The organism is Nocardia sp. NPDC004151 (assembly GCF_042874235.1).
Taxonomy (GTDB): Bacteria; Actinomycetota; Actinomycetes; order Mycobacteriales; family Mycobacteriaceae; genus Nocardia.
The window spans coordinates 18,304-33,344 of sequence record NZ_JBIAMR010000024.1 but is presented as its reverse complement, the minus strand read 5'-3'; the positions used below and the strand labels follow the sequence as shown (position 1 = coordinate 33,344).

General features: G+C 69.7%; 11 protein-coding genes and 1 tRNA gene. 8 read left to right on the top strand and 4 right to left on the bottom strand.

What is annotated here, in order from left to right:
- Positions 1-31 precede the first annotated feature (31 nt).
- Together ACFYTS_RS34510 and ACFYTS_RS34505 are read left to right on the top strand one after the other, a co-directional pair.
- Positions 32-1,420: a hypothetical protein gene (locus ACFYTS_RS34510; RefSeq protein WP_387309471.1), complete on the top strand. Its 1,389-nt coding sequence runs from the start codon at positions 32-34 to the stop codon at positions 1,418-1,420.
- Positions 1,421-1,429: 9 nt separating this feature from the next.
- Positions 1,430-2,029 carry a TIGR03086 family metal-binding protein gene (locus ACFYTS_RS34505; RefSeq protein ID WP_387309470.1) on the top strand — a complete coding sequence of 200 codons (600 nt, stop codon included), beginning with the start codon at positions 1,430-1,432 and terminating at the stop codon, positions 2,027-2,029.
- A gap of 2 nt (positions 2,030-2,031) precedes the next feature.
- Here ACFYTS_RS34505 and ACFYTS_RS34500 read toward each other — a convergent pair whose 3' ends face one another.
- From ACFYTS_RS34500 to ACFYTS_RS34485, 4 genes are all read right to left on the bottom strand, one after another.
- Positions 2,032-3,309 (bottom strand): alpha/beta hydrolase family protein, encoded by a 1,278-nt coding sequence (locus ACFYTS_RS34500; protein WP_387309469.1) that lies wholly within the window; start codon positions 3,307-3,309, stop codon positions 2,032-2,034.
- 280 nt (positions 3,310-3,589) lie between these two features.
- Positions 3,590-3,665: transfer RNA gene (locus tag ACFYTS_RS34495), tRNA-Arg, on the bottom strand.
- Positions 3,666-3,778: 113 nt separating this feature from the next.
- Positions 3,779-4,492 (bottom strand): DUF305 domain-containing protein, encoded by a 714-nt coding sequence (locus tag ACFYTS_RS34490; RefSeq protein WP_357282065.1) that lies wholly within the window; start codon positions 4,490-4,492, stop codon positions 3,779-3,781.
- An 11-nt stretch (positions 4,493-4,503) separates the two neighbouring features.
- Complete coding sequence (locus ACFYTS_RS34485) at positions 4,504-5,463, bottom strand: DUF3105 domain-containing protein (protein ID WP_387309468.1); 960 nt, start codon at positions 5,461-5,463, stop codon at positions 4,504-4,506.
- Positions 5,464-5,585: 122 nt separating this feature from the next.
- Between ACFYTS_RS34485 and argS the strand changes: the two genes are divergently transcribed.
- The 6 genes from argS (at position 5,586) to rho (ending at position 14,446) form a co-directional block, all read left to right on the top strand.
- Positions 5,586-7,244, top strand: coding sequence for an arginine--tRNA ligase (gene argS, locus ACFYTS_RS34480; protein ID WP_357282062.1), 1,659 nt, complete (start codon positions 5,586-5,588; stop codon positions 7,242-7,244).
- Positions 7,245-8,666, top strand: coding sequence for a diaminopimelate decarboxylase (lysA, locus tag ACFYTS_RS34475; protein ID WP_357097785.1), 1,422 nt, complete (start codon positions 7,245-7,247; stop codon positions 8,664-8,666).
- Positions 8,663-10,006, top strand: a complete 1,344-nt coding sequence (locus ACFYTS_RS34470) for a homoserine dehydrogenase (protein WP_357282060.1) — start codon at positions 8,663-8,665, stop codon at positions 10,004-10,006. The genes lysA and ACFYTS_RS34470 overlap by 4 nt, the downstream gene beginning before the upstream one ends.
- The gene (gene thrC, locus ACFYTS_RS34465) at positions 10,003-11,094 is read left to right on the top strand and encodes a threonine synthase (protein ID WP_357282059.1); all 1,092 of its coding nucleotides are present in this window, start codon (positions 10,003-10,005) and stop codon (positions 11,092-11,094) included. The genes ACFYTS_RS34470 and thrC overlap by 4 nt, the downstream gene beginning before the upstream one ends.
- Positions 11,095-11,119: 25 nt before the next feature.
- A complete protein-coding gene (gene thrB, locus ACFYTS_RS34460; protein WP_387309467.1) occupies positions 11,120-12,073 on the top strand; it encodes a homoserine kinase in 954 nt (317 codons plus the stop codon).
- 300 nt (positions 12,074-12,373) lie between these two features.
- Positions 12,374-14,446, top strand: a complete 2,073-nt coding sequence (gene rho / locus ACFYTS_RS34455) for a transcription termination factor Rho (protein ID WP_387309466.1) — start codon at positions 12,374-12,376, stop codon at positions 14,444-14,446.
- The last annotated feature ends 595 nt before the right edge of the window (positions 14,447-15,041 follow it).

Sequence of the window (15,041 nt, the reverse complement as noted above, 5' to 3'; positions counted from 1 at the left end):
GGCGTCGCATCACCGAGGGAGTAGGTGACACATGGGCGCGAGGTTCGCGTTGGCACACCAGCCCGGCATGGCCGTGCCCCTGTCGATCCGGCGCTACGCGGTGTCGATCGAGACACTCGCGGCCCTGCTCGGCGCGGTCGTGGCGGGACTGTTGCTGATGGCCCCCCTCGATCTCGGCGGCGCCACCGCCGGACCGGTCCTGCAATTGGATCTGCTCGTCCTCAATATGCCGCGCGCCGCGGCGGCCGGAGCCGCGCTGGCCGTGGTGTCGGCGGCCCTGGTGGTCGCGCTCGGCAGACGCAGCGCGTGGATCACCGCCTGCGGCAGCGCGGTCATGCTGCTGGTCGACCAGTTCTGGAACCGGGGCGCGCCGACCATGGACAGCCTCACCACCGCCAATTACATCGACTCCATGTTCGCGGGCATCCTGCTCGGCGCACTGGCCGTCGCGGTCTTCGGCAAGCCGCTCGCGACCGCGGCCTTCCTCATCGGCGCGCTCGGCTCGATCCTGGTCGGCGACCAGACCTCGCTGCCGCCCGCCGACGGCCAGGGCAACCCGCTCATCCAATTGGCCTCGGTCGGCACCCCGCCGGTATGGCTGCTGCTGCTCACCACCGCGCTGCTCGCCGCGGGAATCATGCTGCAACAGCCCGATCCGGCGATCGAGGAGGAGACCACCGACCTGGCCATCGGCACCATCCTGTCCGCGCTCGTGGTGATCACCGCGACCGTGTTGTCCACGGAATGGTTCGTGCGCCACGCCGGGACCCTCGTGCAGATCGGCGCGGCGATCGCCGTCACCGTCGGCGCGGCCGTACTGGCCGCCCTGCTGCTGCCGGGCCGCGAGGGCACGCTGGTGCTGCTGGCGGTCGCGGTGGCCAATGCGGGCAGCGCGATCATCGCGGTGCCGCGGCCGGATTGGACCGCGCCGTTCCCGGTGCTGGCCCTGCTGGCCGGACTGGCCGCCGGACGCGCGCGGCGCTCACCGTGGCTCGCGCTGGCGGTGACCGGAGCGTTGGCCGTCTTCGCGGCGGGCACCGCGGACCTGGCCCACCAGTACTCGGTGATCCCGGTGCTCGGCGTGGTCGGCACCGGATTCGCCATCGGCTGCTGCTTCGGCGCGGCGGTGCCGAAGGGCGCGGGCAGCGCGGTGGTGGCCATCGCGGTGCTGATCGTGCCCTGCCTGGTGGTGGCGTTGCGCGGCAGCGACTTCGGCCGGGTCGCGTATTCGCCGCGCTGGTACCGGGATCCGACCGGCGTGGTCTCGGCGCTGCCGGGCTGGTCGGCGCTGATCGTCACTCTCGGCTGTGCGGCCGGGGTGTACCTGCTGTGGCGGATCCGGCCGGCTGGCGCCGCGCCTGCCGCCCTGCTCGCCGCGCGCCACGCCGATGAACCGCGGAATGTCATGCCCCGGAGCTAGTCTGGCCGCATGACCGATACGTCACCGGTGGACCCGACCGTCGATCTCCTGGCCCGGGCGATCACCCAGACCGGCGAGGTCATCGCCGCCGTCACCCCGGATCAGGCCGACCAGCCCACCCCGTGCGAGGACTGGACCGTGCGGGAACTGGTGACCCACCTGATCGGTCAGATCCTGCGCGACTTCCGCATCGCCGCCCGCGGCGACATGCCCGAGTGGGGAGCGCCGCCCGAGCAGGTCGGCGCGGACTGGTCCGCCGAATTCCAGACCCGCGCGCGAGCCCTGCTCGACCAGTGGCGGACCGCCGACCTGGAACGGCCGGTGCCCAGCCTGGGCGGGGAGGCCCCGCTGCGCGGCCGCGCCGACCAGCAGATCGCCGAATTCGCCACACACACCTGGGATCTCGCCCGCGCCACCGGCCAGGACCGGACCCTGGACCCCGAACTCGCCGAATACGGCCTGGCCTGGTCACATCGGGTGCTGAAGCCCGAATTCCGGGGCCCGGGAAAGGCTTTCGGCGCCGAGATGCCGATCGCCGCGGACGCCTCCGTCTATGACCGCCTCGCCGCCTGGTTCGGCCGCGATCCGGCCTGGACGCCGTCGGTCTGAGCTCAGCGCCCGAAGCGGCGGTTCACCCAGGCCAGCGCGTCGTCGAACGACGCGTCGAGCACGCCGCGGTGATCCACCCCCGCATAGGCGTGGTACTGCACCGGCTGCCCGCTCGCGCGCTGCTGCACCACCATGGCCTCGGTGCCCGGTGCGGGCACGGTCGTGTCGGCGCGGCCCTGCAACACCAGCAGCGGCTGGGTGAAGGACAGGGCGGTGGGGTCGTTCTCGTTCAGCACGCGGATCAGCGCGGCGGTGTCCCCGTCGCGCCGGAAGACATCGTCGGCGTTCAGTCCGCCCCACGAATCCGACTGCCGCAGTTGCCCGATGCACCGATCGTCGGCCTCATCCAGCATGGATTGCGCACGTGGCGTGAGGAATCGGACGGGATCCACCTCGGCCACCGTCTGGGCGCCGCGAATGATCAAGGGCAGGAACGACACCGCACCGCCGGTGAGCGGGGCCAGCGTACCCGCCACGCCCGTGGTGGTAGCCAGCTGCGAGGCCTGCAAGCCGATGCCCTGGTGTGAGGCCGGGGCCAGCGCCACCGCGCCCAGCAGCTCCAGGTCGGGCGCCCACTGCTGGGCTTGCGCGTCGGTGAAGACGGCCGCCTGCCCGCCCTGGGAATGCCCGACCGTCACCCAGCGCGTCCCGATATCGGGGTCGATCTGCCGTGCGGCCCTGGCCATGTCGGTGACGGCGCGCTGCTCGGCGGTGCCGATCAGATAGCCGTGCGGCCCGGGCGTGCCCAGCCCCTGATAGTCGGTCTGCGCGACCGCGTACCCGGCCGCCACCCAGCGCTCCTGCACCCGCCGCACCATCGAGGTGTAGTCGTGGGCGGGGAAGTCGGGGGAGGTGTCCCGCGAGGGCGCGCACGCGTCGGCGACGCCGGTGGTGCCGTGCGCCCAGGAGATCAACGGCCAGCCGCCGGGCGGCGGCGTGCTGTCGGGCACCGCGAGCGTGCCGGTGACCGCGACCGGATTGCCCTGCATATCGATCGAGCGGTACATCAGCAGATAGTTGCGCGCCCCGGCGAGCGCGGGTTCGCCTGTGAGCGGCCGGATCTGGATCACCGAACCGTGGGTCCCGGGAATCCGGTCGGCGGCCGGCTCGTAGAACGACGCGAGGGTCGTCTCCTCCGGCCGGACGGGTGTGGCGGTGGCCGGTGTGGCCAGGATCGAGCCGGTGATGGCGGCCGCGAGCAGCGGGAACAAGCGGCGGATTCCGGGGCGCGAAGCGCCCCGCGACCGCTGTCCTGGACGGGCGCTCTCGTTCTCCGGCACCTCTCAGAAGATACCGGCGTGCGCGTGTTTCACTCGGCAAGGCGGGGCCGACCAGTCTGCCCGGAACGCGCTCGCGGTGTCCGGCTGCCTCCTGCACAACCGGACACCGCGATGCACATCTCTAGCTTCCCGCCCAGGGCCGTGAATCGGAATACCGATCGGTCACGATGGCACGATAAGTCAGACATCTGACGCGGCCGTCACCGTGCTGCGCGAACGACAGCATCGCTGTGTGCGAACGACAAAGGCCCCGACCGTCATTCACGGTCGGGGCCCTTGGTGGTGCCCTCGGCAGGAATCGAACCTGCGGCCTTCTGCTCCGGAGGCAGACGCTCTATCCCCTGAGCTACGAGGGCGGGGATGGTCCCGTCCGGTCTCCCGGTCGGGCGGGGAAAGCGTATCGCATCGGCCGCGCTGCGCCAAAAACCGATGCGGACCGGGCGTTTCTATCCACCCGGTCCGCCGGTCCTCAATTCATCGGCAGCGGTGCGACCTTGCGTTCGGCGAGCATCTGCGTCATCAGATCGGCCTCACCCTGCTGGGTTTTGGCCATGCTCTCCGCCAGCGACCGCACCGCGTCGGTGTCGGCGCGCTGGGCCGCGTACTCGATCATCGGCATGCCGCCCTGATGGTGGCGCAGCATGAGCTGCAGGAACAGCGCGTCCTGGGCCGGACCGGTGGCCTGGCCGAGCGCGGCCATCTCCTGATCCGAGGCCATACCGGGCATGGTCTGCACCGCGCCCGCGTGCATGGACGTGCCCGAATGCTGGTGCGCCGACATGTCGGTCATCCAGCCCATGTAGCCGTCGGGGGCGATGAGCGGCTTGTCCCACAGCTGCAGCCAACCCTGCATGCGCCCGGCCTGATTGGCCTGCGTGGTCAGGATGTCATAGGCCAGGCGCTTCACCGCCGGGTCGGCCGACCCGGACAGCGCCAGACTCGACATCTGCACCGCCTGCGTGTGGTGCACCGACATGTCCTGGGAGAAGCCGACATCCACGGCGCCGGGCGTTTCGGTCTGATGCCGCAGCGGATTGCCGACCAGGAGCCCGGCCAGGAAACCGACGAGCAGCACCCCGACCACGCCGAGGATCGCCAGCAGCTGCCGCTGATTGCGGCGCGGCTGCTGGGCGGGCTCGGCGGCGGGATCCGGCTCGGAGCTGCGATCGGGGACGTCGGCCATGAACGGCGGCACTACTGGGTCGGAGCCGGCTGCTCCGGCTGCGTCGGGCCGTCGGTCGGGGCCGGGATGGTCGGGATGCCGCCGGGCAGATTGGCGTCGGTCGGCAGCGCCGGGGTGCCCTCGGGCAGGCTCGGGATACCGGCGGGGAAGCCGGGGATGCTGGGCATGCCCGGGGTGCCGCCGATCTCGTTCTGCGCCTTGGTCGCGCCGGTGCCGTCCATCGGGACCGCGTCGGGACCGGGGGCGCTCGGGTCGAAGGCGGGCGGGTTGTCGGTCTTGAAGGTCGGGTTCGCGCAGTCCGCGCCGACCTCGGGGTAGGCGTACTGGTTCAGCCGCAGCGCGGTGATGAACTGGGTGACGCGCTTGTCATCGGCGCTGTCCAGCTTGAGCTGGTGGCCCCACGACTGCATCGAGATGGCCGAATCCAGGCCCGGGTACGGCGACATCAGGGTGTACGGCTTGCCCTTGACCTTGGCCGACAGCGTGTCGACGCCCGCCTTGTCGAGCTTGTCCGGGTTGTAGGCGATCCAGACCGCGCCGTGCTCGAGCGAGTGCACCGCGTTCTCGGTGCGGATCGCCGTCGGGTACACGACGCCGGTGCACGCCGCCCACGAGCTGTCGTGCGGGCCGCCGAAGGGCGGGGCCTGGTCGTAGGCCACCCGCTGGGTCGCGGCGATGTGCAGGCCCGCCGCGTAGTCCTTCTTCACCACGCCGGAGATCTGATCCGAGGGATCCTTCTTCTGCGCGGACGGCGTGTACTTGTTCTGCTCCTGCTTGTCCTGGATCTTCGGCACGAGCACCCAGGCGATGCCGCCGATCAGGGCGAAAACGCAGACGACGGCCCCGATCATGAGCCACGGGATCTGGCGCTTTCCGCCCAGTCCGCCGCCACCGCCCCTGCGGGACGACCCGGCGGACTTGCCCGCGGCCTTGATGGCCTTGGCCGATTTGGCACTGGTCTTGCTCGGCATGCTTGTTGTGCTCTTTTCGACGTGTCGGACAATCAAACGACGCGGCCGCATCGTTTGCTGGGCACCTGCCCGGTGGTGCCCGCTCGCGGCGTTCACCTGCTCAGACCATAGGATAGTGACTCGTGACTCCAGCTGACCTTGCAGATCTCCTTCGTGCTACCGCGGCGAAGGTACTTGTCGAACGTGGATCCGACCCTTCGGTCCTGCCCGACGAGGTCAAGGTGGAGCGTCCCCGCAACCCCGAGCACGGTGACTATGCCACGAATGTGGCCATGCAGGTAGGTAAGAAGGCGGGAATGAACCCGCGCGATTTCGCCACGCTGCTCGCCGAGGCGCTGACCGCCGCCGAGGGCATCGACGCCGCCGAAGTCGCGGGACCTGGCTTTTTGAACATCCGCCTGGCCAAGGCCGCGCAGGGTGCGATCGTGGAGAAGATCCTGGAAGCGGGCGCGAAGTTCGGCACCGCGGACGCCATGGGCGGCACCAGGATCAACCTGGAGTTCGTCTCCGCCAATCCCACCGGCCCCATCCACCTGGGCGGCACCCGCTGGGCCTCGGTCGGCGACGCGCTCGGCCGCATCCTGGCCGCGCAGGGCGCCGACGTCACCCGCGAGTACTACTTCAACGACCACGGCGCGCAGATCGACCGCTTCGCCAACTCGCTGGTCGCCGCCGCGCTCGGGCAGCCGACCCCGGAGGACGGCTACGCGGGCGACTACATCGACGACATCGCCGACACCGTGGTCAAGGCCAACCCGGGCGTGCTGGAACTCCCGGAGACCGAGCGCCACGAGCTGTTCCGCCGCGAGGGCGTCGAGCTGATGTTCGCGCACATCAAGAAGACGCTGCACGAATTCGGCACCGACTTCGACGTGTACTTCAACGAGAGCTCGCTGTTCGCCTCCGGCGCGGTGGAGAAGGCCCTCGACGAGTTGAAGGCGTCGGGCAATCTGTACGAGAAGGACGGCGCCTGGTGGATCGCCTCCACCGAGTACGGCGACGACAAGGACCGCGTCGTCATCAAGAGCGACGGCAAGTCCGCCTACATCGGCGGTGACATCGCCTACTTCCAGAACAAGCGTTCGCGCGGCTTCGACCTGTGCATCTACATGCTGGGCGCCGACCACCACGGCTACATCGGCCGCCTGAAGGCCGCCGCCGCGGCGTTCGGCGACAACCCCGACACCGTCGAGGTGCTCATCGGCCAGATGGTGAACCTGGTGAAAGACGGTGCGGCCGTCCGCATGTCCAAGCGCGCGGGCACCGTCGTCACCCTCGACGACCTGGTCGAGCAGATCGGCGTCGACGCCGCCCGCTACTCGCTGGTGCGCTCCTCGGTGAACTCCAGCATCGACATCGACCTGGACCTGTGGACCCGCCAGGACAGCGAGAACCCGGTCTACTACGTGCAATACGCGCACGCCCGCACCAACCAGATCATCGGCAATGCCGCCGCGTTCGACTACGCCTCGGTCGCACCGGATTTCGCGCTGCTCACCGATGACCGCGAGGGCGAGCTGATCCGCACCCTCGGCGAGTACCCGCGCGTGGTGGCCACCGCCGCCGACATGCGCGAGCCGCACCGCGTCGTCCGCTACCTCGAGGAGCTGGCCGGCGCGTACCACCCCTTCCAGTCCGACAAGACGCTGCGCGTCATCCCGCAGGGCGACGACGAGGTCACCCCGCTCAATGCCGCTCGCCTCGAGCTGGTCAAAGCCACCCGTCAGGTTCTCGCCAACGGCCTCGGCCTGCTAGGCGTCAGTGCTCCGGAGCGTATGTAGATGAGTGCCCACCCCGCCGGTCCCCGCCACGCGGACATTCCGCACGCGCCCACCCTGGCCGAGCGCCCCAGCGCGCCCGCCCAGATGATCGAGCTGCCCGCGAACGTGTGGCCGCGCAACGCCTCCCGCGACGCCGACGGCGTGGTGCGGCTGGCCGGTGTGCCGGTGCACGAGCTGGCCGCCGAGTACGGCACCCCGCTGTTCGTCATCGACGAGGACGACTTCCGTTCCCGCTGCCGCGACATGGTCCGCGCCTTCGGCGACGGCGCGCGAGTCCACTACGCCTCCAAGGCGTTCCTGTGCGGCGAGATCGCCCGCTGGATCCGTGACGAGGGCCTGCACCTGGACGTCTGCTCCGGCGGCGAGCTCGCGGTGGCGCTGCACGCCGGGTTCCCGGCCGAGCGAATCGCGCTGCACGGCAACAACAAATCGGTGCCCGAACTGGAGATGGCGGTCGAGGCGGGCGTCGGCGACGTGGTCGTCGACTCGCTGATCGAGATCGAGCGCCTGGAAGCCGTCGCCAAGCGCGCGGGCAAGGTCGTCGACGTGCTGGTGCGCGTCACCGTCGGCGTGGAAGCCCACACCCACGAGTACATCTCGACCGCGCACGAGGACCAGAAGTTCGGCTTCTCCATCGCGGGCGGCGACGCCATGCAGGCCATCGCCCGGGTCTTCGAATCCGACAACCTGCGCCTGCTCGGCCTGCACTCGCACATCGGCTCGCAGATCTTCGAGATCGACGGCTTCGAGATCTCCACCCGCCGCATGCTGGGCCTGCTGCGCGAGGTCGCCGACAAGTTCGGCATGGAGCGCGCCGAGCAGATGCGGATCCTGGATCTCGGTGGCGGCCTGGGCATCTCGTACCTGCCGCACGAGGACCCGCCCGCCCTGGACGGTTTCGCCGCCAACCTGCGCCGCATCGTGGCCGAGGAGGCCGAGCGCGCCGGGCTGCCGATGCCGACCATCGCCGTCGAGCCGGGCCGCGCCATCGCCGGTCCCGGCACCGTCACCCTCTACGAGGTGGGCACCATCAAAGATGTTGTGCTCGACGGCGGCAATCGCCGACGCTATGTGAGCGTCGACGGCGGCATGAGCGACAACATTCGTCCGGCCCTGTACCAGGCCGAGTACGACTGCCGTCTGGTCTCGCGGTCCAGCGAGGCCGGTCCGGTGGTGGCCCGAGTGGTCGGAAAGCATTGCGAGAGTGGGGATATCGTCATCCGCGATACCTGGCTCCCGGCCGATGTGGGCCCGGGCGACCTGGTGGCGGTGGCCGCGACCGGCGCGTACTGCTACTCGATGTCGAGCCGTTACAACATGCTCACCCGGCCCCCGGTGGTCGCGGTGCGAGACGGCAAGGCGCGCTTGATCCTCCGCCGTGAAACGGTGGAGGACCTACTCAGCTTGGAGGTGAAGGCATGACCGAGGTGGCGAACAACGCTGCGAAGAACGGCGTGTGGGGATCGGATCACCCGATCGGTGTCGCGGTCCTCGGCATGGGCACGGTCGGCACCGAGGTGGTCCGTATCATTCGTGACCACGCCGACGACCTGTGCAACCGTGTCGGCGCCCCCGTCGTGCTGCGCGGGGTCGCGGTGCGCGATCTGAGCAAGGACCGCGGCCTGTCCGCCGACCTGCTCACCACCGACGCCGAGGCCCTGGTCACCCGCGACGACGTCGATATCGTCGTCGAGGTGATGGGCGGCATCGACCCGGCCCGCGCCCTCATCTCCGCGGCCCTGAACGCGGGCAAGTCCGTGGTCACCGCCAACAAGGCGCTGCTCGCGGACTACACCGGCGAGCTGGCCGCCGCGGCCGAGAATCACCGCGCCGACCTCTACTTCGAGGCCGCCGTCGCCGGCGCCATCCCGGTGGTCCGCCCGCTCATCCAGTCGCTGTCCGGCGACCGGGTCAACCGCGTGGTGGGCATCGTGAACGGCACCACCAACTTCATCCTCTCGGCCATGGCCGAGACCGGCGCCGACTACGACGACGTGCTGGCCGAGGCCACCCGCCTGGGCTACGCCGAGGCCGACCCGACCGCCGACGTCGAGGGTTACGACGCCGCCGCCAAGGCCGCCATCCTGGCCTCGGTCGCCTTCCACACCCGCGTCACCTCCGGCGACGTCTACCGCGAGGGCATCTCCAAGATCACCTCCGAGGATCTGGAGACGGCCGCGGCCGTGGGCTGCACGGTGAAGCTGCTGGCCATGGCCGAGCGCGTCACCGACGAGGGCGGCAAGGAGAAGATCTCCGTGCGCGTCTACCCCGCTCTCATCCCGCGCAAGCACCCCCTCGCCTCGGTCAGCGGCGCGTTCAACGCCGTGGTCGTGGAGGCCGAGAACGCCGGCCGCCTGATGTTCTACGGGCAGGGCGCCGGCGGCGCTCCCACCGCGTCGGCCGTGATGGGTGACCTGGTGATGGCGGCGCGCAACAAGTTCTACGGTGGCCGCGCCCCGGGCGAATCGGTCTATGCTGAGCTGCCGATCGCCTCGATCGGCGACACCCCGACCCGCTACCACGTGAACATGCAGGTCGCCGACCGCACCGGTGTGCTGGAAGCGGTCGCCGGGGAATTCGCCAAGCACAGTGTGAGCATCTCGACGGTCCGCCAGGAGGGACACGACGAGGGTGCGCGCCTGGTTGTGGTGACCCACCACGCGCTGGAGTCCGCGCTGGCGGATACCGTTGCCGCATTGGCCGAACTGGACTCCGTCACGTCCGTGACCAGTGTTCTGAGATTGGAAGGCACCGAGGAATGAGTGCAACCGCACGCGCTGCTGCACCTGTGCACACGCCGTGGCCGGGTTTGATCGACGCGTATCGCGATCGTCTCGCGATTCCCGCCGACTGGAAGGCCGTCACTCTCTTCGAGGGCGGCACCCCGCTGGTGCCCGCACACCACCTGTCGGAACTGACCGGCTGCGAGGTGTACCTCAAGGTCGAGGGCGCGAACCCGACCGGCTCGTTCAAGGACCGTGGCATGACCATGGCCATGACCGACGCCAAGTACAACGGCAAGACCGCCGTGCTGTGCGCCTCCACCGGCAACACCTCGGCCTCGGCCGCGGCGTACGCCACCCGCGCCGGACTGCACTGCGCGGTGCTGATCCCGTCGGGCAAGATCGCCATGGGCAAGCTGGCCCAGGCGGTCATGCTGGGCGCGAAGATCATCCAGGTGGACGGCAACTTCGACGACTGCCTGGAGCTGGCCCGCAAGGTCACCTCCGACTTCCCCGAGGTCGGCCTGGTGAACTCGGTGAACCCGGCCCGCATCGAGGGCCAGAAGACCGCCGCCTTCGAGATCGCCGACGCGCTGGGCAAGGCGCCCGACGTGCACGTGCTCCCGGTCGGCAACGCGGGCAACATCACCGCGTACTGGAAGGGCTACAGCGAGTACTTCGCCGACGGCGTCACCACCTCGCGCCCGCGCATGCTGGGCGTGCAGGCCGCGGGCGCCGCGCCGCTGGTCAACGGCGCTCCGGTGTCGAACCCGGAGACCATCGCCACCGCCATCCGGATCGGCGCCCCCGCGTCCTGGAACGGTGCGATGAACGCCAAGGAGGAGTCGGGCGGCGCCTTCCGCGCGGCCACCGACGAGGAGATCCTCGCCGCGTACCGCCTGGTCGCGGCCACCGAGGGCGTTTTCGTGGAGCCCGCCTCCGCCGCGTCGGTCGCCGGTCTGCTGGCCGCGCGCGCCGAGGGCTGGCTGGATTCCGGCCTCACCGTGGTCTGCACCGTGACCGGCAACGGTCTCAAGGACCCGGACAACGCGCTCAAGGGGATGCCCGAGGTCAAGCCGATCGCGGTGGACCCGGTCGCCGTGGCCCACGAGCTCGAGCTGGCCTGAGTTGATCGCGCGCGACGCACAGCTCATGACGCGGACGCTGCCCGCCGGAATCTCCGTCACCGTGCGGGTTCCGGCGTCCAGCGCGAATCTGGGTCCGGGATTCGATTCCCTGGGAATCGCTCTGGGTCTCTACGACGAGATCATGGTGTCCACCACCGGCACCGGCCTGACCATCCGGGTCGAGGGGGAGGGCGCCGATGACGTGCCCTGGGGCCCTTCGCATCTGGTGGTGCGCGCCATCGAACGCGGCCTGCAGGCCGCGGGCGTGTGGGCGGACGGCCTGGACGTGGTGTGCCGCAACGTGATTCCGCATTCGCGGGGCATGGGCTCGTCGGCTTCGGCGGTGGTCGGCGGTTTGGCCGCCGGCCGCGGCCTGGCCGCGAAATTCGACGCCGGACTGGCCTACGGCGATGACGTGATGGTGCAGCTGGCCTCGGAATTCGAGGGCCACCCGGACAACGCGTCGGCCAGCATCCTGGGCGGGATCGTGGTGTCCTGGTCCGAAACCGACGGTCCCGCAGACGGAAACGGCACGGCCGAGCTTCATGGCCGCGCCTACCGCGCGGTGCGGCTGGAACCGCACACCTCGTTGCGCCCGGTGGTGCTCATCCCCGAGGAGCGTTCCTCCACCGCGCACACCCGCGGCCTGCTCCCGGACACGGTGCCGCACGCCGACGCGGCGTTCAACGCCAGCCGGGCCGCGCTGGCGGTAGTCGCCTTGACACAGCGCCCTGACCTGCTGATGCCCGCCACGGCCGACCGGCTACATCAGGGCTACCGCGCCTCGGCGCTGCCGCTCACCACGAAGTGGATCGAACGGCTGCGCGCGGCCGGCATCCCGGCGACCGTGTCGGGCGCCGGTCCGACCGTGTTGGCCTTCGCGACCAGCGAATTCCCAGAGGAACTGCGTGAACTCGCGATCGCCGACGGACTGCGCGTGCTCGAGCCCGGCATCGCCGACGGCGTCTTGGTGGATTGACAGCGCGCCTGCCTTGCCGATGCAAAAGGTGGGAGCTATCCTGAGCGAGTCCGTACATCGTGCGCGTCAGACGCCGGTGCTTCATCAGGGCAAATCGCTCCAGAGGCTCCTTGCTCGGGCTCGAGGCTTGAGGCTCGAAACTTGGGGGTAGCCAGTCAACTGGAATGATCTCTCCCACCATTTGGCGAGCCCACCGGTCCGGCGGGACAGGCGATACGGCATCCGAGTCCGGCAGGAGTCCGGACTGCAGGAGGAACCCTCGAACTGGCACACGGCGGTCGAGGGAAGGAAAGGATTTCCGTGACAGATACGGACCTGCTCGCGACACCCGGGGTGGACAGTGATCCAGCGTCCTCGGGGAGCCGCGAAAGTGACTCCGGACAGATTTCGAAGATGAGCGAACAAACTGACGTCGCACGATCGGGGCTGACTGGAATGTTGTTGCCGCAGTTGCGTGCGCTTGCGGGAGAGCTCGGTATCCGAGGCACTTCCGGGATGCGTAAGGGTGATCTCATCGCCGCTATCAAGGAGAACCAGGTCGGGGCCACCACCAAGGCGCCCGCGACCAGTGGTGGCAAGACCACGGGGAAGGCCAAGGCGAAGGCCGAGGACGCGTCGATTGCCGGGGAGTCCGTGTCGGCCGCCGACACCGAGTCCGTGAAGAAGTCCGCCCGGTCCGCTGATGCGGCGCCGGCCGAGGCGAAGGCCGACCGCGCCGAGAAGGCCGAGTCCCGCCAAAACGCTTCGGAGACGCGCGAATCCAAGGGCGCGGAGTCCCGTGAGGCCAAGCGCGAGGAGGGCGAGACCGCCCGCGCCGAGGGTGGCGAGGACACTCGCGACGGCGGCCAGCGTGGCCGCGGCCGCCAGCGCCGGGGCCGCGAGCAGCGCGGCGCGGCCGACAATGCCGAGGCCCCCGCCGCCGACAAGGGCGAGCAGGACGGCGGCGAGCGTCGCCGCGAGCGCAACCAGGGCGAGCGCAACCAGCGCGGCGACCAGGGTGAGCGCAACCAGGGCGAGCGCGGTCAGCGCGGCGACCAGGGCGAGCGCAACCAGAACGCCGGCCAGCAGAACGGCGCCGGTCGCAATGACCGCAACGACCGCGGTGGTGACGACGAAGAGGGCCGCGGCCGTCGGGGTCGCCGCTTCCGTGAGCGTCGCCGTGGGCGGGACCGCGACGGCGGTGCCGGTGGCGGCGGCGAGGCCCGCGAGATGGAGATCCGCGAGGACGACATCCTGCAGCCGGTCGCGGGCATCCTCGATGTCCTCGACAACTACGCGTTCGTCCGCACTTCCGGCTACCTGGCCGGCCCGAACGACGTGTACGTGTCGATGAACCTGGTCCGCAAGAACGGCCTGCGCCGCGGTGACCACATCGTCGGTGCGGTGCGCGCCCCGCGCGACGGCGACCAGAGCAACCAGCGTCAGAAGTTCGATCCGCTGGTGCGGTTGGACACGGTCAACGGCGGCGACGTCGAAAGCGCCAGGCGCCGACCGGAATTCAACAAGCTCACCCCGCTGTACCCGAACCAGCGCCTGCGGCTGGAGACCCAGCCGAACAAGCTGACCACGCGCATCATCGACCTGATCATGCCGATCGGTAAGGGCCAGCGTGCGCTGATCGTGTCCCCGCCCAAGGCGGGTAAGACGATGGTCATCCAGGACATCGCCAACGCGATCGCGACCAACAACCCCGAGTGCTACCTGATGGTGGTGCTGGTGGACGAGCGTCCCGAGGAAGTGACCGATATGCAGCGCTCCGTGCGCGGCGAGGTCATCGCCTCCACCTTCGACCGCCCGCCGAGCGACCACACCTCGGTCGCCGAGCTCGCCATCGAGCGGGCCAAGCGGCTGGTCGAGGCCGGTCAGGACGTCGTCGTGCTGCTCGATTCGATCACTCGTCTCGGCCGCGCGTACAACAACTCGTCCCCGGCTTCGGGCCGAATCCTTTCCGGTGGTGTGGATTCCACCGCGCTGTACCCGCCCAAGCGGTTCCTCGGCGCGGCCCGCAATATCGAGAACGGCGGCTCGCTCACCATCATCGCCACCGCGCTGGTGGAGACCGGTTCCACCGGTGACACGGTCATCTTCGAGGAGTTCAAGGGCACGGGTAACGCCGAGCTCAAGCTCGATCGCAAGATCGCCGAGCGCCGCGTGTTCCCGGCGGTCGACGTCAACCTGTCCAGCACCCGTCGCGATGACCTGCTGATGTCCCCGGACGAGGCGGCCGTGCTGCACAAGCTGCGTCGCGTGCTGTCCGGCCTGGACTCGCATCAGGCCATCGACCTGATGGTGGACCGGTTGAAGAAGACCAAGTCCAACATCGAGTTCCTGATGACGGTCTCCAAGACCGCCCCGGGCGCGATCGACGAATAAGCCTGTGGCGCAAGGCAATCGATTGCCTCGCGCCCGCAGCGAACCACGACGGCGGCCCCGCTTCGGCGGGGCCGCCGCCGTATGTCCGGACCCGGGTCGGGACCGAAGAAGAACAGTCCGATCAATGCCGCGCCGCCGATCATGAAGCCGAGAACGAGCGCGGTCACGGCACCGGTGTTCTCCGATGCCGTGACCGCTCGATAGGTGAGGGTGTCGTCCCCCCGCGGCGGGAGTGGGGCCGGATTCACGGATCCCACCGCGTTGCCGGACTCTCCGGGAGCCATCCACCAGCCTGCGAGAACCAGCAAGCCGAGCAGCGCCAGGATTCCCCCAGCTGTCGCTTCCTTCCTGGTCACCATGTCGCCTTCCGGTCGCTCGCGTGGCCTTCACCTGACAAGAACTCTATGAACACGGGTGTTCGCATTCCTGAGTAGCGCGCTACTCGACTTTCGGGTTTGCTCGCGTGGTCTTCCGCGTCGCGGTCGGGAACAAATGGCTCGGGGTGCCTGTTCTGCCCCATGTCACCCCTCGTGGTGACCACGCGGGAGCAGCGCATAGACTGTTCCGTCGGCAACCATGCCTCTAGTCGGTTCCG